Here is a 23,783-nt window from a genome sequence, read left to right as displayed (position 1 = left end):
TTTTTGTATACCATTTAATCATACAAAAAAGCTTCTTTATATTTTTTTTCACGAAGGGAGAAACATAATATGACTTCAAATAGTTACACGTTTGCACTCGTTGGATATGGCGGAATGGGAAAACAGCATAAAAAGGTACTCCAAACGATTGACCGCGCCCATATTGCAGGGACTTTTGATATTAATAAGCAAAGACAGGAAGATGCAAACAATGACGGGCTTCACACATACACAAGCTTTAATGAATTAGTTAGTGACGATTCTATTGATATCGTTTTGATTGCTACACCGAATGACAGTCATAAAGATATTGCTATTGATGCAATGAAGGCTGGGAAACATGTCATTTGTGAGAAGCCTGTTACGCTAAATAGCAAGGAACTAGAAGAAATACTAGACGCTGCAAAGCAGTATGATAAAGTGTTTGCAGTTCACCAAAATCGTCGTTGGGATGAGGACTATCTTGTCATGAAAAAACTCTATGATGAGGGTGTTTTAGGAGACGTATTTCATGTAGAATCACGCGTTCACGGCTCAAGAGGGATTCCAGGTGATTGGCGCCATGAAAAAGCTTATGGTGGTGGAATGCTACTTGATTGGGGCGTCCATTTACTAGACAGACTAGTATTATTAATCCCAGAAAAAATAAAAAGTATTTATTGTCACTTAAGCTATGTACTCGGTAATGAAGTTGATGATGGATTCCGTATGCAAGTATCTTTTGAAAGTGGGAAAACTGCATTAGTGGAAGTTGGTACAAGTAATTATATTTCACTGCCACTATGGTATATGACCGGAACAAATGGAGCTGCCACCATTCACGATTGGTCTATGAATGGAAAGGTTGTCACTGTCACAAAGCATGAGGATCATGATGCAACACCAATCGAAGCAGGCGCTGGTTTAACAAAAACAATGGCGCCAAGAGGTGAGTTATCTACACAGGACACTCCGCTTCCAAGAATAAAAACAGATATAAGAGACTTCTATGATAATGTGATGAAAGTGATAGAGGGTAAGGAAGATCCTATTGTAAAAAATGAAGAAGTAATGCGCATTATGAAGCTTATGGAGGCTGCCTTCTTGTCTCACAAGACGAATAGTGTTATAGATTTTGAATAGTAGAACTCTTAATGGCATTTTGGATGTTCTCTATAGAATTGAAGGGTAATACTTTTAAATTCATAACTGTTTGCAACCGAGCAGCTGTTATGAATTTACTCTTTTTAACTGAACATTAAACACACCGTCATCCCACTTAAAAATGAGGTAGACTCAAAAGGAAAAAATTCAACTTTTTGAGTCTACCTCGTTCTATTAAAGTCAATTATTAGTCAGTAGTTTGCAGTTTTCGCTTTCTAGATATAAACAAGAACGTAAAGCCTACGATTAATAGCATCGCACCGATTAATAGCCAGTTATACATTGTCGTAGCTGTTTCAGGTAGCTTGTCTCCTTCTTTGTCACCTGCGGATTCTTCATCTTCGCCTGGGTCTTCACCCTCGCCTGGGCCTTCACCCTCGCCTGGGCCTTCACCTTCGCCTGGACCTTCACCTTCGCCTGGGCCTTCACCTTCGCCTGGACCTTCACCTTCGCCTGGACCTTCACCTTCGCCTGGACCTTCACCTTCGCCTGGGCCTTCACCTTCGCCTGGGCCTTCACCTTCGCCTGGGCCTTCACCTTCGCCTGGACCTTCACCTTCGCCTGGGCCTTCACCTTCGCCTGGACCTTCACCTTCGCCTGGGCCTTCACCTTCGCCTGGACCTTCACCTTCGCCTGGGCCTTCACCCTCGCCTGGGTCACCAGCAAATAGATAGCTACCTATTGTTTCCATCATGGCACCATCTCTATCTTGTGTAATTTCCCAGACCATTGAACCTCCCAAGCCTCTTTCTAAAACAAACTGCATTTTATATCCAATAGATTCTTCATCGTCATAGGTGATTACTTCACCAGTTTCCTCGTTGTAAAGCCATGGCACTAAAGCATCTTCACTCCAATACCTTACAAAACCGTTCTGGTCTACGTAATTCTCTTTAATATCCCAATAATCTAATACTCCCCGCTCCCAAGTTCCTGGACCGGCAACGATACCATCCTCATCTTCAAAACATTTATCAAACATGCCATTATTTCGTTCAGCTTCACAGCTAGCCCATGTTCGACCATAAAAAGCTAAGCCTAAAACCATATCTTTTGGGTCAATCCCAACTTCTAAATATGCATCGACAGTACCTTCCACTGTTAACCAAGAGCCCCAAGGATCTAATGGATCTTGATATAAAGGTGCATTGAAGCCACTTATGAATGGTTGTTCTCCCCATGGCAATCCTTCTCCGTCAAAATCATGTCGGTCCCATGGTCCACTCATGTCGTATGTCATTAAGTTAATCCAATCTAAATACTCCATTATTTCAGGCATTTCCGTGTTAGCAGCATAATTACCAACGTTAGCAGCTACCGCAATTGTAAGAGGATAATACGTGTCATCTTCTTCTCCTGCCTCATCCAAAGCCTCACGCAATTCTCTCAATAAATGCGTGAAGTTTTCTTTATCTTCAGGATATGGGTCATTGTGCCACTCTCCACCATAGCCTGGATATTCCCAGTCTAAATCTACTCCATCAAATTCGAACACTCGAATAAACTCTATGACACTATCAATAAATATTTCTCTTGATTCTTCCGTTAGTGCCATGTCAGAGAAATAATTAGACATCGTCCACCCACCTATGGAAATTAGCGTTTGCACATGAGGGTTGTCTTCTTTAAACGCGATCAAATCTCTAAAGTTCCCTTCAAAGTTACCTTCCCAAGCATCCTCTGCAGAGACATTTTCTCCGATGTCTACATCCGGATCTCCAAATGTAACACGATGTACATCATCGCAATTTAAATGATCAACTCTATCATCCCCATCATATTCTGCGATCTCTTCAGGAGGGAGACAATTCCCGTTTACTAGATCACTTTCTGGCCTGTCATCTCCTACTATTTTTGCAAAAGCATAATTAATATGAGTGACGTTCGTTGCATCCATGTCATGTACGAAGAAATCACGCGCTTCATTTCCTTCATTATCATATTCCTGGGCCGCCCACGAAATATAGTAAACTACCGATTTAAAGTCGTCATTATCATGATGCTCATTTGAAAATGCAGTATTAACAAACATAGAAAATAGTAAAAAAGTAGCTAGTCCTAACACCATTAACTTTTTCATATTCTTTCATCACCTCTCCTGTTTTTTTACGTATAAATATTTCCAGGCAAACAACAAACTATTTTGTATCTCCTCCTTTTTTCAAGGTTTATGAAAGCATTTAAAGTACTTAATCTCTCATCTAGTAGTGGTCACCATTTGTAAATAGATTACCTAATTCAGAATATCCTCCACTAGAATTATAGTTGTCTATACCAGGTTATTACGATATTCGTACAGGTGTCAATTAGTTTTTATAAATTTCTAAATTTTAAAAATACTTTGTATCCATCATCCTATTAACCAAACCCTAATTATGTCGAACACTGAATGAATAATATGTCATTAGTCCTACGATATTTATAGGCTGTTTTAAAAACTCCACTACCCTTGTACACTGGACAACTCCAAATAAGAAAGAGGACACTGAAAAAGTTGTTTTTTACTTTTTCAGTGCCCTCAGCTATTTACCTTTTCTAGTGCCCTCATAGGAGGTTGACTCAAAAGGTAAAAAATTTCTACCTTATGAATCAACCTCTTTTACTTAGCTATTTTTTTATTTCGTTTTTCTTCTTTAAATAAATGAATAAGCATCATGACAACACCAACATTTAATGCCATATCAGCTACGTTAAAAATCGGGAAATTGTAGGAGAAAATATATACGTTTATAAAGTCAACAACTTCTCCCCCTCGAAAAAGTCGATCGGTAAAGTTCCCAATTGCCCCCCCTAACAATAATGCAAGTGAAACACCATACCAGTTCATTCCCTTTTTTATTGTTTGGATTAAATAAATAAGCACACAAGATACACCAATTGTAATAATGATGAATAACCATAGCTGACCTTGCAATATCCCAAAAGCAGCCCCGGCATTTCTATGTGAAGTGATATAAAATAATCCATTTATGATAGGAATGCTTTCCCCAATATTCATGTTTTGTACAACTAACCACTTTGTTACTTGATCTAATAACAAAATTAATAGTGCAACGATATAATATCTCATAGTCGATCCTCTCTATATTGAAATTTGCCAACTGTTACTATAATACAACCATTATATATGATTTCAATACATTAGGCGGGGAAAAATAAAAAAAATAAAGGCTATACTGTCTATCTTGGACAATATAGCCTTTATGTAGCCGAAAATTCTTACTCATCCCAGTTTAAAAATTCAAATAAAACTTCATCGCCAGCTTCAAGGTCGTACTCTTCTGCTCCAACAGTAGGCTGTTCTCCATTTACGGAATACATCCAAGCATAAGTTTCACCTTCAGCGTTGTAAATTCCATCAATTGCTTCGATAAAACCATTGTTATTGTCAATTGCGAAATTAGATTCCATTACATCCATAACAGTATCTCCTTCATCAATGGCAAATAAGTACTCTTCAGCATCTGTTTCATCTCTCATGTTTACAATCGTTACTTTCACTTCATCTGACTCGTTTGCACTTGCATTTTCATTTGCATCTTCGCTAGCTGTATTATTAACAGGATCATTTGTAATTGGTGTTGTGTTCTCTTCACTATCATCTTGGTTACACCCAACTAGTAATAGAGCCATTGCTACAAATAAAGCTAACAATAATTTTGTTAATTTCATCTTTTTTACCCTCTTTCTTTATTTTCTACAGTCTTCGAAAATTTTCCACAAACTCTATTATAATTATCCATGCACTGAGATACAAGTTACGTATCTTATAGGGTCGCATAAAAAAAGCAAAACAGACATCTACTTAAAAATGTCTGTTTTACTTTTACTTTATTGTACTTTTACTAATACTTTATATTTTTCACCAGACTTCAAGTCTTTCATAACGTTTCCTTCAACAAGGTCTCCATTCACATATAACTCCGTTTCTCGGATTCCTGCTTCTCTTCGAATGTCGATTTCTATGTCTGCTCCTCTGAAGGAGCGAGTAACAGAAGCTTCTTGCCAATCAGCAGGTAGCTGTGGTTGGATGCGAAGGCCATCTTTTGCCCCTTGAACTCCAAATAATCCATCTACGATACAACGGTAAACCCACGAAACGGTTCCTGTATTAAATAAATGACTTGAGCGCCCTGCTGTTCTTGGGATTGTTCTATATGCTCCTCTGTAATAATTAGGGATGAATACGGGCAGTTGTCCTCTTTGAATAATATCATCGAGGTCTGGTCCAGGAATCATTTTGCGTAATAAACGGTAAGCATTTTCAGTTTCCCCAGCTGTATAGAGGGCATAAATGTAAAATACAGCTGCGTGGTTATATACTGAACCATTTTCTGCAGAACCTGGATGCTTTTGTGTAACACGACCTACATCCTCACGCATTGCTGTATATGCTGGTCCTAGCATTTCTACTCCATAAGGTGATTCTAATTGATCAACGACGGATTTCAGTAGTTTTTCTTTTTTGACCTCATCAGCAGCACCACTTAATAGTGCCCACCCCTGTGAATTAAGGAAGATGCGGCCTTCTTTATCCTTACTAATACCGAAGACAACATTATCGTCTGTTATTCCTCGTGCATACCATTCGCCATCCCATAAATATTTATTAATGACCTCATTTGATTTGTCCGCTTCTTGACGAAATTTTTCGCTATTATCCTGCAATCCATTTTTCTCGCAAATATCTGCCCAAATCATAAATGCGTATGCAGAGGCAGTTGTTAGCCACCCAGAGACACCTTTCCCCTTATAACCAACCATATTCATTGGGTCACACCAATCTCCTTGGTTAATATAATTTAGGCCTCTTTCATCTCTGTCGTTGATGAGCCAATACATCGCACGATTAATATGCTCCATTACGGTTGCTTCTTCATTTCCGTCTGCAAATGGAACAACCTCATCTAAAATCGCATAATCATTTGTCTCATCTAAATAAGTGCTTAAGCAGATAGGAAGCCACACACAGTGATCCGTATGAGGTACTTGATTAATATACTTAAGCTCGGCATCCTCATGGATCGTAATCCCATCTGGCATCGCTCCACTTGATTCTTGTTGACTTAACGCGTGAACAAATGCATGACGGGCAATACTCGGTTTAATATAGCTCATCCCCATGTTGTCTTGGAGATAGTTACGCGTTTGTGGGTCAGTCGACAATCGATTTGTGATACCGTGATAATATATTTGTCTCGGTAACCAATGGTTAACAAAGTTATCTAAATGCGCATCAGGCGTTTTTATTTGCAGACAGCCACTACCTTCAGCTATGTATTTTGCATATTCTTTTTCTGCTAAAACGAAGCCGTCTTCTCCTGCCTCATTCTCAGCTTCAAAGTATTTATTCCGCACAGCAGTAACATCTTCATCATATTTCGCAGGTCCAAATACGAAACGATATGATTGCTCTTCATTTACATCCATTTCTAATTTATATTGGAAAACTGCTGTAGGCATTTCGTATCTTGAATCGCTTTTAGACAAAGCTTCTTCTTGAATGCCAGTTGGTAGCGTTATCCCACCTTCACCTTCAAACACTTCTTGACTTACTTCCCAAGAAAAAGGCTTCTTCTCTGCTAATAAGAATGTTTTGTCGTTCAATTCCTTTATTTTTGCATAGTCCTGATACTTTTGATATGGAGTGATAGAGGAACAAACAATTGCTTGTATATCTTCTAAATACTCTCCTGATTGATTCATCCAAGACATGTAACCTACAGTGTAGTAAGGATAAATACTTAATTTCCTTTTCTTGTTTGAAAGGTTTTTCACCTTCACTTCCCATAGCTCATATGGGTCGTCTTTCGGTAAGCTTAATTTCATTTCAATGAGGACACCATTGCTTTCTACTTTCCAAATAATATTATTTTTCCCTACCGCGAAAGTATAGTTATCTGGAAGAACACGCACAGGCTCATAAGGCGCAGAAAAAATATCCCCATTTTCTTCATCCTTCACAAAAACGAAACGCCCAGGATGGTGTGCATAATATGGCTGTTCTGGCTGCATAAATGTTTTCGCTTCTAAGTTAGGAGAATGCGAATATTTTGCTGGCTCTGGCTGCATAAATTGCGCAACTGCATAACCTCGACAGTTCATATGAATCATCATGTTGTCATTCCATAAAAAACCGGAAGCCTTCGGTATTTTTGTAGGGCTTGTCAGTTCATAGTATTCGTTATTTTCCGTTGATCTGATCATTAATATCCCTCACTTTTAAACGATTTTAAGAAAAAAATTACTCGTGTTTCACCATTTAGTATATCAAATAAAACGTTTTCGTACTTTAGATTAACGAGATTTTATGTAAACGTTTTAAGAACAATGATACATAAAAAGGTTCTCTCCAGAATACCTTCCAAAGAGAACGAATAGTTTTATGTCCCACAAAACGTTTTGTAATTACAGCTAACTTCAGGTGGTGCCGGTGCAGTAAATTTTTCTTTTTCTAAAGTATAATCAAACGGTTTTTCTAATACGTGCAGTAATCGCTCCATCACTGCATAATCCCCATCTTCCACCGCTGCATCGAGAGCTTCCTCTACAAGATGGTTTCTAGGTATAACAGCGGGATTACTCTTTTTCATTAAAGCTATCGAAGCGCTTATTGGTTCCTCTTGTCTACCTATTCGTGCTTTCCATCGTTCGTACCATTTTTTAAATGCATCTGTCTCAAATAACGCCATTCCCTCTATCTTATCTAACGTCAATGCTCGAAAAGTATTCGTAAAGTCCGCACTATGCTGCTGCATTAACATTAACAACTCTTCTATAAGCCGTTCGTCATCAGCCTCATCATTTATGATACCGAGCTTTGCCTTCATCCCTGTATGCCAATAGGAAAGGTACAAATCTTTATATTTCCCTATTTCCTCCTGTGCGATATTCACCGCTTCCTCCTGATCATCATGAAGGAGTGGGAGAATTGCTTCTGCTAAACGCGAAACGTTCCAAGCACCAATATAAGGCTGATTGCCATAAGCGTATCGACCTTCTCGATCAATAGAGCTAAATACTGTTTTCGGGTCATACTCATCCATAAACGCACAAGGACCGTAGTCAATTGTTTCACCGCTAATGGTCATATTATCTGTGTTCATGACGCCATGTATGAAACCAACTAGCTGCCATTTAGCAATCAGCTCAGCTTGACGCTTTATCACTTCTTGTAGAAATAATCTATATTGATCTTCTTTTGCTACAATCTCTGAATAGTGGCGATTGATAGCATAATCAGCTAATTGTTTAAGTTCATCATCTGTCGCCCACTTTGCAGCATATTCAAATGTCCCTACTCTTAAATGACTTGCAGCAGTCCGAGTCAATATAGCTCCAGGTAAAACCGTCTCCCTATAGACATCTTCTCCTGTTGTTACAACAGCTAAGCTTCTAGTTGTTGGAATGTTTAATGCATCCATCGCTTCACTGATGATATATTCCCTTAACATCGGTCCTAGAGAAGCACGTCCATCTCCGCCTCGAGAATAAGGAGTCCTTCCCGCTCCTTTTAATTGAATATCGATTCGTTCATTGTTCGGTGTTATTTGTTCACCAAGGAGAATTGCTCGACCATCGCCTAGCATTGTAAAATGTCCAAACTGATGGCCAGCATATGCTTGCGCAAGTGGTTTTGAAGCAGGGGGAAGATTATTCCCCGCAAATACTTCTACACCAGAAGTTCCTTTTAATTCTTCTCCATTTAAACCGAGCGAGGTAGCTAATTTCTCATTAAATATCACTAATTTAGGAGAGCTAACTGTAGTTGGATTTAATGTACTATAAAAAGTGTCCGGGAGCTTTGTGTAACTATTTTCTAAGTTCCAACCTATTTTATTATCCATATAATCTCCTTCCCATCAATTCTTTCCCTTCATTTTACCTAACATATAGCTTATACTTCCAACAATTACTCCTAACGAAGCTCCCGCTACTACCTCTTCAGGTTGATGACCTAATTGTTCTTTTAGCTGCCTTTTCTTCTGCTCGTGGAAACTTCCAGAAGATTCTCCAGCTAACTTTTCCACTTTTGCTTCTAGTTCATTTACTTTCATAGACGTCTCTCCAGCGTATCTTCTTATGCCTTGCGCATCATACATGACAATTAATCCAAAAATGACTGATAACGCAAAATCAAGTGTACGCCCACCTAATCGTAATCCTATATAGGTTGCAAGCGAAGCAACACCTGCTGAGTGAGAGCTTGGCATGCCACCAGATTCAAAAAAGGTTTTCCAATTCCACTTTTTTGTTTTCAATTGCTTTATAGGTATCTTTAAAAATTGTGCTAATCCTATTGCTAGTAATGCAGTAAAAATCCCTCTACTCACAGTAATCACCTCTTCGTTAGTTTTCTGGAAAAACGAAGGAATTATGCAATATGTTTAAACAAAGAGGAGACTCAAAAGGAAGGGCACTGAAAAAGTGGTGTTCGTTCACTTTTTCAGTGTCCCTAAGCAATGTGCGTAGCTGTCGCAAACGTTAAAAAGCCTGATAGGAGTGGGTTTCTCCTACCAGGCGAGCGGCGAGCGTAGCCATTGCAATACAAATAAAAGGCCTCTTAATTTTACCTACTGAGTCTCCTGCCTCCGAGAAAATATAGCCTAAAAATAAGAAAAACTAAAAACGAGCTTGGTGAAGCTCGTTTTTAGTCTTTTTTTAAAGTTGGCTGCGCGACGGAAAAATTCCACTGCAAGTTTTCTATTCTTTCAAAAAAGAACAGCTTTTCTGTAGAAAAAACTAAGTCAAAAATTTACTGTTCCTTTTGATTGTATATTTCCTCTCTCGTATGAAATCCATCTGCAATGATTGTCTCACTAATATTTTCTAGTTCTACCGAAACTGGTGATAATAAAACAGATGGAACATCTATTTTCCCATTATTTACTGTTGTATTAGTCTCAATTTTTTCTCCTCTAGCAAGCTTTACAGCAAGTATTGCCGCTTCTTCAGCTAACGGTTTTATCGGTTTGTATACAGTCATTGTCTGTGTGCCCTCAATAATTCGTTGTATTGCCGCAAGGTCAGCATCTTGCCCTGCTACTGGAATTTCTCCAGCAAGTCCTTGTGCCTCAAGTGCTTCAATGACACCACCAGCGGTTGCATCATTTGCTGCAATGACTGCATCGATCTCATTATTATTAGCAATAAGGGCAGCCTCCATGTTTGCAAAGGCATTCGTTGGTGTCCAATCTTTCGTCCACTGATCATAGACAATCGAAATATCGCCATTATCTATTAATGGTTTCAATACATTAAATACACCTGATTTAAATAGGTGAGCATTATTATCAGTTATTGCTCCGCCAATATAGACATATTTCCCAGTCGGAACCCTACTAGTAATTGCTCTCGCTTTTAGTTCACCTACTTGTTCATTATCAAAGGAAATGTACAGATCAATATCTGCATTTTTTATGAGACGGTCATAGGATAGTACTTTTACTCCTGCTAGTTGCGCTTTATTTACAATTGCAGCAGTAGCTTCAGCATTATGTGGAACAATAACTAAGACGTCTATTTCTTGACTAATTAACGTTTCCGCCTGTAATAGCTGCAGTGCATCATCACCGTTAGCTGCCATGATCTCAACTTCAGCACCTAGTGACTCCACCGCTTCTTTAAACAAGTCTCTATCCCTAACCCATCGATCCTCCTCTAAAGTATCCATGGAAAAACCTATCTTTACTTTTTCTCCTAGGAACTCGATTTCATGATCAGTATCCGCACCTGAAGACTTGGATGTGACTTCAGATATTAGCGTCTCTTCACTGTCTTCACAAGCGACCAAAGCCCACATATACAGTACTATAAAAACAAATAGTAAGATACGAACATATCTCCGCCCCATTCCATTCTCCCCTTTTTATATAATACAAGTGCTTAATTTCTATTAAAGATTGATTTCCTATACTCTTTAGGAGATACCCCACACATTTTTTTAAATACTTTGCTGAAATAATTGGGCTCGTGATATCCAACATCAAACGTAATTTCTTTTATACTCTTATCCGGTCGTTTCAATAACTGCTTCGCCTTTTCAATTCTACATTCTGTTAAAAAATCAATATAATTGACACCTAGTTTTTCTTTAAACAATTTACTCATGTAAATCGGGCTTAACCCTACTTTTTTTGCCAACTTATCTAGGGAGATATCTTCGTGAGAATGCTCAAGGATATAGCGTTTCATTAAGAAAATACTATCTAACTCCAACTGATCATAATGTTTAGTATATAACTGCCTCATTTGTTGCAATAATTCATTAGTCTCTGATCGAAGTTGACGATAATCGTTAGCTTGAAAGGAATAAAAAGGTGATACTGTTTCAACTCCCATTTCATTCATTAGGCGCGATACAATCCAAAGTAATTCTAATATTCTTTGTTGCGTTTGAAGTGTGTCTGCTCCTTCATTCTCATAGCTTTGAATGAGATTCATAATACTCTTATGGATTTGTTCCCATTCACCTAATCTTATGAGTTCAGCAAACTCTTTTTCGCGCTGCTTGACTCGTTGTTCGCTTCCTACTACATTAATAGACTTAACATCACAGTAAAAACGATATTTAACAGGCAAAGTAGTATCCATAGTAGCCACTAAAGACTCCGAATATGATTTTCTAATTTCCTCTAATGAACAGCAAACCTCGCCAATCCCAATAAAACAATTTGTTTTTTTATTTACTTTTGCTACAGAAAGTATTTCTCTTGCCATAAAAACCGCTTGCGATCGAAATGATTTATCTTGATCTCTAAACATAATGATCGGTAGTTGATTACCGTACAAAGCCCCTATCAAACTATTACCTGCTTTCCTTACCTTCTCTTTAATCGTAGAATACATATTTTCTGACCCTGTTGATATTAATACAACCATCACATACATTTCATTAATAGAGCGAATGTCTAGCATTTCTAAAAGCATTTCTAAGTGTATTTCATGAACATGATCAAATAATAGTTGTGTAACTACATCTGTTTCAGCTATAGACAATGTTTTTTCAAGGGTATACTGTTGTTGCTCTATCATCTCTCGTTTTTTTTGTTCTTCTTCCACTTCTCTCAATACCTTACCCACAGTTGTCACAATTTCACTAGCTCTACTAGGCTTTAATATGTAGTCTTTTACTCCAAGTTTAATAGCCCTTTTTAAGTAATCAAAAGTATCGTATGCTGTTACCATAATGAATTTCATTAGAGGATACTCATTACTTAAGTGTTGGACAGACTCTAATCCATTCATCCCTGGCATTTTAATATCCATTAATACTAGATGTGGTTGAAATCTATCCGCTATTAAGATTGCTTCTTTACCATTTTTCGCTTGCTTAATGGTTACACCTGGAAATGCATGGCTCAATATAACTTGCATCCCATCCCTTTCAATCTGTTCATCATCAACAATGAGGAGCTTTATCATAAAATCTCACCCCTTGTTTTTTTGTATATTTATCATCACTTTCGTCCCTCGTCCGACAACACTCTCTATATCGATAACATCATTATATCCATAAAATAAACGTAATCGTTTAACTACGTTACTAAAACCAATGCCTGTGGAATGCCCTTCTGAATCGATATGAGTCTCCTCTAAAATTTGCTTTATTTTACCCTTATCCATTCCCCTCCCACTGTCTTCAATTTCAACTCTCACGCTTTCCCCTTCATCAATGACACGGAAGTAAATACTGCCACCCTCCTCCTCTGGTTCTACAGCATGGATTACCGCATTTTCAATAATCGGCTGTAATGTTAACGCCGGAATTTTTACATCTAGGCATGAAGAATCTACTTCCATATACAAGTTCAACCGTTCTGTAAATCTTGCTTTTTGTATATCCATGTATTGTTGTAAAACGTTGACTTCATCTTGAAGAGTAACGGAGCGATCTAAGCGCTTTAAATTGTACCTCAACAATCCCGCTACACTTACGAGCAGGTCACTCGTTTCCTCAGATCCTTCTAAATACGCTTTTTTCGATAACGTATTTAATGTATTAAATAAAAAGTGTGGGTTAATTTGGCTTTGTAAACTACGAAACTGGCTTTCATGCAAAAGAATTTTATTTTGCTGAAGTTCTCGCTCTAACTGTGCTTTATACTTTATTTCCGAGATTAAATTATTAATATTGATTCGCATACGTTCGAAAGTTTTAGCTAAGAATGCTATTTCATCATTTGTATCGACCTTAACCTGTGTGTCGAACCTCCCTCTTGAAAATTCATTTGCTGCTTTCGTTAATTTTTGTACTGGCCTCGTTATACTTAATGAAAACCAATAAGTAACTACTAATAATAAGAAAGTGATTAACAGCAGTAGCCAAATACCTAGCTTATTCAACTCTTCTGATTGTTCAATAATGCCACGATAAAAAACATCATAAGTTTTTAAATCGCTATCTAGCAATGCAAGTGTTATTTCTGATATATAGTTTGCTATCCGAGTTGCTTCAGCGAACTCTTTCGTAGAAGCCTCCGTATTATCCTGAGAATGAAACATAATGATTCGATCCGTTGTTTCTATTAAACTATCTATTAGATGAATGTAATTCGTTAATGTGAAATCATTCTCTTCATTTCTGAGCTTATATACCTCATACTTTACCTCTTCAACATGCTCTTTACTTTGATTGAGTTGTGATAAGGTATCCGGCGCAGGTTTAATCATATAGTTATTAATATCAGTTATTACTTGTTGACTCGTATTTGACACTTCATTCATTGTTAAGTAGCGCTGTAGTATATCATTATATTGATTTTGCGTTTTATAATTATAATATGTCAGCGCTACCCAAATAATAGACATAATGATGACAACGACAGTAGTTAGTAATAAGATTTTCTTTTGTATACTATTCATGGAACTCCAACGCCCTTAATATGTCTATATCTGTATAATAGCCGTTGATTTCTAAAGGAACTGTTTCATCATCTAGCCACTCTACAATTAACTGCACACCTTTCTTCCCCATTTCTTCGGGTGATTGTTTTATAATTGCATCTAGTTTGCCTTGTGTAAGAAGTGAAAGTGATTCTGGGCCATCATCAAATGAATAAATATAATACGGCTCAATTTGAAAGCGCTTACTAATTTCTTGTAGCATAGCCCCCACAATATTTGCATTAACAGCTATAAAGGCATCTGCATCAGGCGATTGATTCAGTACTTCCTGAGTAGTAGCGATTACTTGATCTCTCATATCAGTAGTTTCTGCATCAATCATTTCGATATCAGGATATTCTTTTAATACATCGTGAATACCATGTAATCGCTGCACTTGATAGTACTCTTCGCGATTATCATACATGAGAACAACCTTCCCTGACGTTCCCATATCAGCAACTAGTTCGTTCGCTATCATTTTACCAGCTGCATATTGGTCCGATCCAACGTAAGTTCGCCTAAGACTTTCATCCATAGGCACATCGTTTGCAATGGTGACAATTGGAATTCCATAGAAGGATGCTTTAATTTTTGATAAATGTTTGAACTCATCCGTATTTAGTCCTTGTACAATAATACCGTCCACTTTTGAATGTATAGCTAGCTCTACTTTCTTTAAAAAATCTTCTTGATTATTTCCATAACTCCCCCAAACCTCCATACTTACACTTAACTTGTCGGCTTGGACTAGAGCACCATTTCCAACTTCGTCCCAGAAAGGGGTCTCCATATCTTGTGTAATTAAGACCAAGCGATACTGCGTCTTATTTTGCTCTAGTGCAGAAGGAATCTTCCAATCAGTTCTAAGTACCTTTTCTGCGGAAACTACTGTAAGGTAACAGAGACAGATGAATATAAAAGCTAGAATGATAAAGATTACTTTTTTCAAGAAGACATTCATCCTTTCCTTATATTAACTATATTCATCATATCACTTACCAACGAAAATCTAATAATTAATTTTTTGAGGGAGACTCAAAAGGTTGATTTTTGACTATTGAGTCTCCCTCATGCAATATGCTGAACCGCCGCAGTCACTAAAAACCCACTATAAATGGGTTCTTATAGTGGGAGCGCGGCGAGTATGGCCAGTACCGAATACTTATGGGACAACTAGATTAAAATAATTCAACTACAACATTACTTCCCTTTCTTTCTTGTCGTTACGTCAAAAATCACCGCTAATGCAAGTACACCACCACGAATCATATATTGATAAGCAATACCTACCCCCATTAAGTTCATACCACTAGTCAACGATGCCATTACGATTGCTCCAATGATTGCTCCTGTTACTTTACCTACACCACCAGCAGCTGAAACACCACCGACATAGGCTGCAGCAATCGCATCTAGTTCAAATAAAGTACCAGCAGTTGTCGTAGCAGCCTGTAGGCGCGCTGTAAACAATATGCCTGATAGCGCCGAAAGTAAACCCATTGATCCAAAAACTAGGAGTGTTATTTTCCCTACATTGATCCCACTAAGGTGTGCTGCCTCTGGATTACTTCCAACTGCATAAATATGCCTTCCGACAACAGTTTTCGTCGTGAAAAAGTGATACACAACGACCACTAATAGCATAATAATTACTGTCCATGAAAAACCGTTATATCCTGCTAAAATCCAAGTAATATAAGCAATAATGGCTGAGACAAATACTAACTGTAATACGAATATCTGCTTTGAAACTACTTCAAAATGATACTTTATCTTCTTCCTTCGGTTAGAAACTGCACTGTAAATGTAAAATACGATACTTAGTCCACCTAATAGTAGTGATAGTAAATGAAGACCATTCACTTGCATCAAGGATGGAATATAGCCGTTACCTATCGCATTGAAGCTGTCGTTTTGGACTATAATTGTTCCTGTTTTCTCTGTAACTTGTAGAATTGCACCACGATATATTAACCAACCTGCTAGAGTAGCAACAAATGCAGGTATACCAACCTTTGCGACTAAAAAGCCAGTAAACAAACCAGCAATTGTTCCGAGTATTAATATGATTGGGATAACTAAGTACACTGGTAAACCTACTTGCATGAGCAGGATTGCAGCAATAGCTCCTAAGAAGCCCGCCAAAAATCCAATTGACAAGTCAATATGTCTTATAACAATAACGAGCATGACTCCTACAGCTAAAACCGCAATATATCCTGCAGAATCTAGTAGATTACTTATATTTCTAGATGAAATGAACAGACCATCTGTTAAAAATGTAAAAGTAATAATAATAATGAGCAAAGCTATATACATTCCGTAATCTCGAATATTTTCATTGATTAATATTTTCGCTTCGTTAAATATATTCATCGGTTTAACCTCCTATTGCGTTGCAAGTTGCATTATCTTTTCTTGATCCGCTTCTTCAATTGGCAACTCGCCTTTGATTTCACCTTGAGCCATGACGTATATGCGATCACTCATTCCGAGTACTTCCCCCAGTTCTGAGGAAATCATGATAATACTTAAGCCCTGCTTAATTAGTTCATTCATGACGGTATAAATTTCGAATTTTGCACCTACGTCAATGCCACGAGTAGGTTCATCTAGAATAAGTAGCTTCGGCCCAACAAATAGCCACTTCGCAAGTGACACCTTTTGTTGATTCCCTCCACTTAAATTACCGACTAGTTGTTCTAATGATGCCGCTTTTATATGAAGCGATTTGAAATACTCATCTGCCACTTTAATCTCCTCATTCGGATTAACTATGCCATTCGTCGAAATACCGTTTAAATTTGCAGCAGAGATATTATTTTTGATGTCTTGTATTAAAAATAGACCATCACCTTTACGGTCTTCCGTCACATACGCAATGCCTGCTTTGATTGCATCACTCGGATGTTTTAATGATCTCATTTCACCGTTAACAACGATATCACCTTGCAATTTATAGGACTTGGCGTTCCCATAAATACTCAATGCAAGTTCTGTTCGTCCTGCCCCCATTAGGCCGGCTAAACCAATGATTTCCCCTTGCTTAACATGTAAATTTGCATCCTTCACAACATGTCTACCAAGCTTCTGGTCATAGGCAGACCAGTTATATAATTCAAGAACATTTTCACCAAAATTTTTATTTAATCTCTTCGGATAAATATCTTCAATCTCTCTTCCAACCATATTTTTTATAATGGTACTTTCTGTTATCTCCCCATTATCGGAGTCTAATGTACAAATCGTTTGACCATCTCGAATAACCGTTGCTTTATCTGCAATAGAAATAACTTCCTTCAGTTTGTGCGAAATCATAATACAAGTGATCCCTTGTTCCTTTAGTACATTTAATAGTTTTAATAAATTTTCACTATCATTTTCATTTAATGCAGCAGTTGGTTCATCAAGAATCAACAGCTTAACATCTTTACTTAGTGCTTTTGCAATTTCTATTAATTGACGTTTCCCAACACCCAAATCCTTAATTAATGTTTCTGGATTAACTTCAAGGTTTACTTTTTTTAGTATTTTTTTTGCTTCCACTATCGTTCTATTCCAATCTAATACACCTTTTTTATCTACTTCATTACCGACAAATATATTTTCATACACTGTAAGATCCGGAAATAATGCCAATTCCTGATATATAATTGCAATGCCGGCATGGACACTGTCACTAATATTTTTAAACTGCTGCACTTTCCCATCAAAAACAATATCTCCTTTATATGTTCCGTAAGGATGAACACCGCTTAACACTTTCATAAGCGTTGATTTTCCGGCACCATTCTCTCCAACAAGGCAATGAATTTCACCTTTCTCCACCTTGAAGTTAACATTGCTGAGCGCCTTTACTCCTGTAAACTCTTTAGAAATTTGTTTCATTTCTAAAATATATTCGCTCATCGTTATCCCCCTTCGCAAGACAACAAATACAATCGCGAAATAGTGATAGATCGTATCTACCACCATTTCGCACTACCTTCTTACTCCTTATTCAAGTCCACTAAATTCATCAGCGTCATAATAGCCTGAATCAATTAGCTCACTTTTTACATTACTTTGTTCAACAACAATTACATCCGTTTGTTTAGCTTTAACTTCAACACTTCCATTGTCGTACGTACCGGTAGTTTCCGGAGTACCACCATCAAGAATTGTAATAGCCATCCCCATTGCATCTTCAACAAGTGTACGAACATCTTTAAATACAGTCATTGATTGTTTTCCATCGATAATATACTGAATGGATGCCATCTCAGCATCTTGACCTGTCACTACATAACTTGACACTTCATTGTCTGATGCGAAAACATCGGCAATGGCCCTTGCAGTTCCGTCGTTTGGAGCTAGAACAGCGACATCACCCTTCATGTCCCCACCCACTGCAGTTAAGTGTGTTTGCGCTTTATTGATTGCTTCATTTGGATCCCAGTTTGTTGTTACTTGGCTTAAAATTCTACTCATCTCATCTCTTGATAAATCACCTTTATCTTGAAGTGCTTCCGCTTCACTAGAATTTGCTATCACAAAAGTGCCATCAGCAATCTTTGGTTGCAGCACACTCCAAGCACCTTCAAAGAATAAAAATGCATTATTGTCAGATGAAGCTCCAGCATATAAATAAAGTGGTACATTTGATCCTTCAGAATTATCTATTAAATATTGTCCTTGCGCCGCTCCAACAGCAATACTATCGAAAGTTACATAGTAATCTACTGCATCCGTTTCAGTAATGAGTCGATCGTATGAAATAACAGTAATACCCTCACTCTTTGCTGCCTCTACTGCAGAGCCAGCAGCTGCACCATCGTGCGGGGCAATGATTAGTACATCGATCCCTTTACTAATCAGTGTATCTACATTCTCTTTTTCATTCGCTGAAGAACCTTGGCTAAATAATATCTCAGTCGTATATTCCGAATCCTCTAAAGCATCCTTAAATCTCTGTTCGTCTTGAACCCATCTCGGCTCATCTCTTGTTGGTAATACAATACCTACACTCAATCCACCATCACCGCTAGCACCTTCATCACTGTTACATGCGACAAGTAGTCCCGCCAACACAGTCACAACAAACATAAGAGATATAAACTTCAACACTGCCTTCATTTTTAATCCCCCTTCGGAATATCACAATTTAAATACAGGTCAATTATATAGCCATACACAATAGATGTAAGCGCTAACAAATGGTAATCTTTTATTATTAACTGTACTTTTTTAATTTTTGTGATTCACTACACAAAAAACTACTTATTATATCAAATTGTTGCTCGCTACTACACGTGGCTATCTTTACGACACCTAAGTATTATTCATATCGCTAAAAACCCGCTATAAGCCAGTTACTTATAGCGGGAGAGCGACAGGGAGGATCCAATGCCTTCATTTCTAAATGGATGCGGCATCAAACTTGTCCCTTATCTTTTTTTGATATACAATTATATATGTAAATTCAAACACTCCTCACACTTCGACTCTGTATAATCAACACGTAACGTGTGATGCAATAGAGAGTTTAACTTCTAGAAATAACTAAGAGATTATTAATCTAACTATACTCATAAAAAATTATGTCAATTCTAATTTCTTCTTACAAATACTTCTCAGGTCATACTTAAGCTCAATTGCTCATAAGTATTAATTTTGATTTCATCTCTCAAACACACTCACTTCATGATTATCATTATCACTCAACTTTTTTCAATTACATCATTTTGAATCTACTATGACCAATTAATAATTTCACTTCTATTATTGTAAATATCTTAATATACTTTATATAATGTAGTCTCTTATTTTTATCTATGTAACACATAAATAACCATATATACACAGGTTTTATAGTGTAAACCCTAGAGCATTTAAGTCCTTTTAAGCTCAAGAAAATATTTTTTATTTATCCGAAGTTATATTTCTTTCTTTTTAATCATTAGTTTATTATAATGATTACATAATAATAATTATTGCTTCTAGTTTAAAAAACTATTTTACTAGATGCATAATTAAAAATATACTTATTTTCACGGAAGGGGAGAAAGTAATGGACACTAAAGACAATGGAAACATCGGAGGATGCCCGTTTCACGGAGGTGCTACTAGCAATAAGTCTAGTGGTACATCAAATCGAGACTGGTGGCCAAACGCATTAAACTTAAATATTCTACATCAGCATGACAGAAAATCTAACCCTATGGGCGACGACTATGATTATGCAGAAGAATTTAATAAACTAGATTACGATGCACTTAAGCAGGATCTTCGCAATTTAATGACAGACAGTCAAGATTGGTGGCCTGCTGACTATGGACATTACGGTCCTTTCTTTATTCGTATGTCATGGCACGCTGCTGGTACTTATCGTACAGGCGACGGCCGCGGCGGTGGTAATACTGGTAACCAGCGCTTTGCTCCTCTTAACAGCTGGCCTGACAATGGAAATCTTGATAAAGCTCGTCGATTACTTTGGCCAATTAAGCAAAAGTATGGTAATAAAATCTCTTGGGCTGACTTACTTGTAATGGCCGGGAATGTTGCAATTGAAGACATGGGTGGCCCAATTATCGGTTTTGGTGCTGGACGTCCTGACATCTGGCATCCAGAGGAGGATGTATATTGGGGTAAGGAAACCGAATGGTTAACTGATAAGCGTTACACAGGAGACCGTGAGCTTGAAAATCCACTTGCTGCAGTTGAAATGGGACTTATTTACGTTAATCCAGAAGGGCCAAATGGTAAGCCTGACCCTGTAAAAAGTGCTCAGGACATTCGCGAGACATTTGGACGTATGGGAATGAATGATGAAGAAACAGTAGCATTAATCGCTGGTGGCCATACTTTTGGTAAGGCTCACGGAGCTGGGGATGCAGCTAAAGTAGGCCCAGAGCCAGAGGCAGCACCGATTGAAGCACAAGGCTTTGGATGGCAAAGCACTCACGGTAGTGGTAAAGGCCGTGACACAATCACAAGTGGTATTGAAGGGGCTTGGACCGCTAACCCAACACAGTGGGATAATGGTTATTTCGATCTGTTGTTTGGCTACGAATGGTGGTTAACAAAGAGTCCTGCAGGAGCATGGCAATGGGCTATTGTTGATCCTGCTGAGGAGCACCTTGCTCCAGACGCAGAAGATTCATCAAAAAAGGTGCCAACAATGATGACAACTGCTGATATGGCATTACGTCATGATCCAGAATATGAAAAAATTTCACGTCGATTCCACCAGAATCCAGATGAGTTTGCCGATGCTTTTGGGCGCGCATGGTTCAAGTTATTACACCGCGATATGGGACCAAAAGAAAGATATTTAGGTCCTGAAGTGCCAGAAGAAGACTTTATTTGGCAAGACCCTGTACCTGTAGGAAGCGCTGACTTAACAGATGCCGACGTAACAGCTCTTAAAGAGAAGCTATTAAATTCTGGACTAACTGTCAGTGAGCTCGTAACAACTGCTTGGGCATCCGCTAGTACTTATAGAGGTTCAGACCATCGTGGTGGGGCAAATGGTGCTCGTATTCGCCTTGCACCACAAAAGGATTGGGAAGTAAACCAACCTGAACAACTTGAAAAAGTTCTTCATGTCCTAGAGGGCATTCAAAAAGAAGCTGGAATAGAAGTCAGCTTAGCCGATTTAATTGTGCTAGGAGGAAATGCTGCAATTGAAAAAGCTGCACGAGATGCAGGCTATGAAGTAACCGTTCCTTTTGCTCCTGGACGCGGTGATGCAACAGAAGAGCAGACGGATGCTGAAAGCTTCGATGTGTTAGAGCCTGTTGCTGACGGTTTCCGTAACTATCAGAAGAAGCAGTATGCTGTAAGTCCAGAAGAGCTACTTATTGATAAAGCACAATTACTAGGACTTACTGCTCCAGAAATGACTGTTCTCATTGGTGGTATGCGAGTACTTGGAACAAACCACGGTGGTACACAACATGGTGCGTTTACTGATCAAGTTGGAAAGCTGACAAATGACTTCTTCGTTAACTTGCTTGACATGGGAGTAGAATGGAAGCCAGTTGGAGCAAACGAATATGTTGGACGTGACCGTAATACAGGTGAAGTATTACGTACTGCTACAAGAGTAGACCTCGTTTTCGGGTCAAACTCTGTATTACGTTCTCTTGCTGAAGTTTATGCACAAAACGACAATAAAGAAAAGTTTGTCAATGACTTTGTTGCTGCTTGGGTGAAGGTTATGAATGCTGACCGCTTTGACCTTAAAGAAAGTGACCTTAAAAAAGCTCAGTTATCAAACAATTAGACGATAGAAAAAAGGGACTCAAAAGGTTAATTTAGCCTATTGAGTCCCTTCTCTATTCCTATCCGAACCTCGATTTCCATTACTTTCCATAATACACATTACTCCAATGATACCTACAATAGAGAACAATACTGGAATAAGAAAACCGAAGTAATAACCATCAACAATACTATTTGTTGATGTCTGTGAGAAATCTAATATATAACCAAACGTACTTGGTAGTAATACTGCACTTAAAAAGCCCCCCGTATTTGCAAAGCCTGTAATAATTCCTGACTCGGACATCGGAACAGTCTGGCGAACAATAGCAAATGTGAGTGAATTTGCTCCGAACCCAAAACCAATAATAAAGAAAAGTACAATTAGTAGATAAAACGGTGGATGTTCAGGAAATAATAAAAATGCAGACCAACATAGGAGAACGATAAAGTGGAAAACAATGTACGGTCGCTTAATCGTTCCTAAATTACTTGTAAACCACCCGATGAGAGGCGCACCAATAAGTGCACCAATTAGACTCAACATAGTAAGCTGACTAGCACCGAGCCGTGTCATTCCATGTACATCCATCATGTATGGGACTGCCCAAGAACCGACAAATCCAATATATCCACCAACAATACCAAAGTGACAAAAGAATAATGCCCACGCTTGACGATTCTTAAAAACTCTTTTCAGAATAACAAACGTTTTTTCTTGACGACTATGTTGACGAATAACGGTAGATTGTTTTGTTTTTTTTAAAAGCAAAACATATAGCACGACACTACAACAGCATAGTATAAACCCTGTTAATAGAAATGCCCCTCTCCATCCAAGGATACCAATCATAACGGAGAAAGGAACCGTTGCCAAAAGAAACCCAAGACTACCAGTCATTCCACTAACACCAATTAATCTCGTAAATTCTTTTTTACTAAACCAAATATTTAAGATAAGTATCATATTAACCCAAATGGTTGCATCCCCTATTCCGGTTAATACCCTAGAGAAAAAGAGGAAATATTCATGTGTACTAGCACTATAGATGATGTTACCTATACCTGCAAGTGAAGCACCGATAATGAGTAACAAATTAGGCCCATATTTATCAGCCAATAAACCCATAGGAATTTGTAAAGCCGTATATATAAAAAATTGAACACTGGCTACCAATCCAATCGTTGTTGCTGTTACACTAAAGTCCCTCATCAATTGGTCAGTAATTAACCCAGGTGCGGTTCGTTGACTAGACATAAATAAATACGTAAACAATACTGAGGCAAAAATAACCCACCTTAACTTACTACTTTGTTTCGTCAATGATATCTACCCCTGTTAGGTTTTACCCTATATATATGATGATCATTGAGGAGTAGTGTTGATGAAAATGGTAGGACAACATTGTAAAGGCCTCTTAAAATAAATCAAAAATATTATACAAATGATTAAGAAACAAACTTTCCTAATCTAAAAAAAGATCCTTATTTTATGGGACCTATTGATA

At 37.9% G+C, this 23,783-nt stretch carries 16 protein-coding genes; 2 read left to right on the top strand and 14 right to left on the bottom strand.

Annotated features, from left to right (window positions below):
• Nucleotides 1-69: 69 nt before the first annotated feature.
• On the top strand, nt 70-1,122 hold the full coding sequence (locus BCELL_RS02565; protein ID WP_013487105.1) for a Gfo/Idh/MocA family protein: 1,053 nt from the start codon (nt 70-72) through the stop codon (nt 1,120-1,122).
• Between the two features lie 208 nt (nt 1,123-1,330).
• Here the strand turns inward: BCELL_RS02565 and BCELL_RS02560 are convergent, their stop codons facing one another.
• The 13 genes from BCELL_RS02560 to BCELL_RS02500 form a co-directional block, all read right to left on the bottom strand.
• The gene (locus tag BCELL_RS02560) at nt 1,331-3,223 is read right to left on the bottom strand and encodes a glycosyl hydrolase family 18 protein (RefSeq protein ID WP_013487104.1); all 1,893 of its coding nucleotides are present in this window, start codon (nt 3,221-3,223) and stop codon (nt 1,331-1,333) included.
• A gap of 519 nt (nt 3,224-3,742) precedes the next feature.
• The gene (gene lspA, locus BCELL_RS02555; protein ID WP_013487103.1) at nt 3,743-4,213 is read right to left on the bottom strand and encodes a signal peptidase II; all 471 of its coding nucleotides are present in this window, start codon (nt 4,211-4,213) and stop codon (nt 3,743-3,745) included.
• Nucleotides 4,214-4,362: 149 nt separating this feature from the next.
• Nucleotides 4,363-4,815, bottom strand: a complete 453-nt coding sequence (locus BCELL_RS21435; protein ID WP_013487102.1) for a DUF4430 domain-containing protein — start codon at nt 4,813-4,815, stop codon at nt 4,363-4,365.
• Nucleotides 4,816-4,974: 159 nt separating this feature from the next.
• The gene (locus BCELL_RS02545; RefSeq protein WP_013487101.1) at nt 4,975-7,350 is read right to left on the bottom strand and encodes a GH36-type glycosyl hydrolase domain-containing protein; all 2,376 of its coding nucleotides are present in this window, start codon (nt 7,348-7,350) and stop codon (nt 4,975-4,977) included.
• A 176-nt stretch (nt 7,351-7,526) separates the two neighbouring features.
• Nucleotides 7,527-8,990 carry a protein adenylyltransferase SelO gene (locus BCELL_RS02540; protein ID WP_013487100.1) on the bottom strand — a complete coding sequence of 488 codons (1,464 nt, stop codon included), beginning with the start codon at nt 8,988-8,990 and terminating at the stop codon, nt 7,527-7,529.
• 15 nt (nt 8,991-9,005) lie between these two features.
• The gene (locus tag BCELL_RS02535; RefSeq protein ID WP_013487099.1) at nt 9,006-9,476 is read right to left on the bottom strand and encodes a divergent PAP2 family protein; all 471 of its coding nucleotides are present in this window, start codon (nt 9,474-9,476) and stop codon (nt 9,006-9,008) included.
• 422 nt (nt 9,477-9,898) lie between these two features.
• The gene (xylF, locus tag BCELL_RS02530; protein ID WP_013487098.1) at nt 9,899-10,996 is read right to left on the bottom strand and encodes a D-xylose ABC transporter substrate-binding protein; all 1,098 of its coding nucleotides are present in this window, start codon (nt 10,994-10,996) and stop codon (nt 9,899-9,901) included.
• Between the two features lie 32 nt (nt 10,997-11,028).
• Nucleotides 11,029-12,567 (bottom strand): response regulator, encoded by a 1,539-nt coding sequence (locus tag BCELL_RS02525; RefSeq protein ID WP_013487097.1) that lies wholly within the window; start codon nt 12,565-12,567, stop codon nt 11,029-11,031.
• Between the two features lie 6 nt (nt 12,568-12,573).
• Nucleotides 12,574-14,007 carry a sensor histidine kinase gene (locus tag BCELL_RS02520; RefSeq protein WP_013487096.1) on the bottom strand — a complete coding sequence of 478 codons (1,434 nt, stop codon included), beginning with the start codon at nt 14,005-14,007 and terminating at the stop codon, nt 12,574-12,576.
• Nucleotides 14,000-14,980 carry a sugar ABC transporter substrate-binding protein gene (locus tag BCELL_RS02515; protein ID WP_245546927.1) on the bottom strand — a complete coding sequence of 327 codons (981 nt, stop codon included), beginning with the start codon at nt 14,978-14,980 and terminating at the stop codon, nt 14,000-14,002. Before BCELL_RS02515 ends, BCELL_RS02520 begins: the two co-directional genes overlap by 8 nt.
• A gap of 251 nt (nt 14,981-15,231) precedes the next feature.
• The gene (locus tag BCELL_RS02510) at nt 15,232-16,407 is read right to left on the bottom strand and encodes a sugar ABC transporter permease (RefSeq protein ID WP_013487094.1); all 1,176 of its coding nucleotides are present in this window, start codon (nt 16,405-16,407) and stop codon (nt 15,232-15,234) included.
• Between the two features lie 12 nt (nt 16,408-16,419).
• Nucleotides 16,420-17,940: a sugar ABC transporter ATP-binding protein gene (locus BCELL_RS02505; protein WP_041808108.1), complete on the bottom strand. Its 1,521-nt coding sequence runs from the start codon at nt 17,938-17,940 to the stop codon at nt 16,420-16,422.
• A gap of 87 nt (nt 17,941-18,027) precedes the next feature.
• Entirely contained in the window at nt 18,028-19,146 is a 1,119-nt protein-coding gene (locus tag BCELL_RS02500; RefSeq protein ID WP_013487092.1) for a sugar ABC transporter substrate-binding protein, read from the bottom strand.
• 934 nt (nt 19,147-20,080) lie between these two features.
• On the opposite strand from BCELL_RS02500, the gene katG reads away from it, so the two are divergent.
• A complete protein-coding gene (gene katG / locus BCELL_RS02495) occupies nt 20,081-22,297 on the top strand; it encodes a catalase/peroxidase HPI (protein ID WP_013487091.1) in 2,217 nt (738 codons plus the stop codon).
• Nucleotides 22,298-22,333: 36 nt separating this feature from the next.
• Here katG and BCELL_RS02490 read toward each other — a convergent pair whose 3' ends face one another.
• A complete protein-coding gene (locus tag BCELL_RS02490; protein WP_013487090.1) occupies nt 22,334-23,599 on the bottom strand; it encodes an MFS transporter in 1,266 nt (421 codons plus the stop codon).
• Nucleotides 23,600-23,783 lie beyond the last annotated feature (184 nt).

The organism is Evansella cellulosilytica DSM 2522 (assembly GCF_000177235.2).
Taxonomy (GTDB): Bacteria; Bacillota; Bacilli; order Bacillales; family Salisediminibacteriaceae; genus Evansella; species Evansella cellulosilytica.
This window is presented reverse-complemented; position numbering and strand designations above follow the sequence as displayed.

Excerpts from the sequence above, each read along its gene's own strand:
- BCELL_RS02560 (WP_013487104.1), bottom strand. The coding sequence starts at position 3,223 with ATGAAAAAGTTAATGGTGTTAGGACTAGCTACTTTTTTACTATTTTCT.
- BCELL_RS02565 (WP_013487105.1), top strand. The coding sequence starts at position 70 with ATGACTTCAAATAGTTACACGTTTGCACTCGTTGGATATGGCGGAATG.
- BCELL_RS02525 (WP_013487097.1), bottom strand. The coding sequence starts at position 12,567 with ATGATAAAGCTCCTCATTGTTGATGATGAACAGATTGAAAGGGATGGG.
- BCELL_RS02540 (WP_013487100.1), bottom strand. The coding sequence starts at position 8,990 with ATGGATAATAAAATAGGTTGGAACTTAGAAAATAGTTACACAAAGCTC.
- BCELL_RS02510 (WP_013487094.1), bottom strand. The coding sequence starts at position 16,407 with ATGAATATATTTAACGAAGCGAAAATATTAATCAATGAAAATATTCGA.
- BCELL_RS02505 (WP_041808108.1), bottom strand. The coding sequence starts at position 17,940 with ATGAGCGAATATATTTTAGAAATGAAACAAATTTCTAAAGAGTTTACA.
- lspA (WP_013487103.1), bottom strand. The coding sequence starts at position 4,213 with ATGAGATATTATATCGTTGCACTATTAATTTTGTTATTAGATCAAGTA.
- BCELL_RS21435 (WP_013487102.1), bottom strand. The coding sequence starts at position 4,815 with ATGAAATTAACAAAATTATTGTTAGCTTTATTTGTAGCAATGGCTCTA.
- BCELL_RS02500 (WP_013487092.1), bottom strand. The coding sequence starts at position 19,146 with ATGAAGGCAGTGTTGAAGTTTATATCTCTTATGTTTGTTGTGACTGTG.
- BCELL_RS02520 (WP_013487096.1), bottom strand. The coding sequence starts at position 14,007 with ATGAATAGTATACAAAAGAAAATCTTATTACTAACTACTGTCGTTGTC.
- katG (WP_013487091.1), top strand. The coding sequence starts at position 20,081 with ATGGACACTAAAGACAATGGAAACATCGGAGGATGCCCGTTTCACGGA.
- BCELL_RS02545 (WP_013487101.1), bottom strand. The coding sequence starts at position 7,350 with ATGATCAGATCAACGGAAAATAACGAATACTATGAACTGACAAGCCCT.
- xylF (WP_013487098.1), bottom strand. The coding sequence starts at position 10,996 with ATGGGGCGGAGATATGTTCGTATCTTACTATTTGTTTTTATAGTACTG.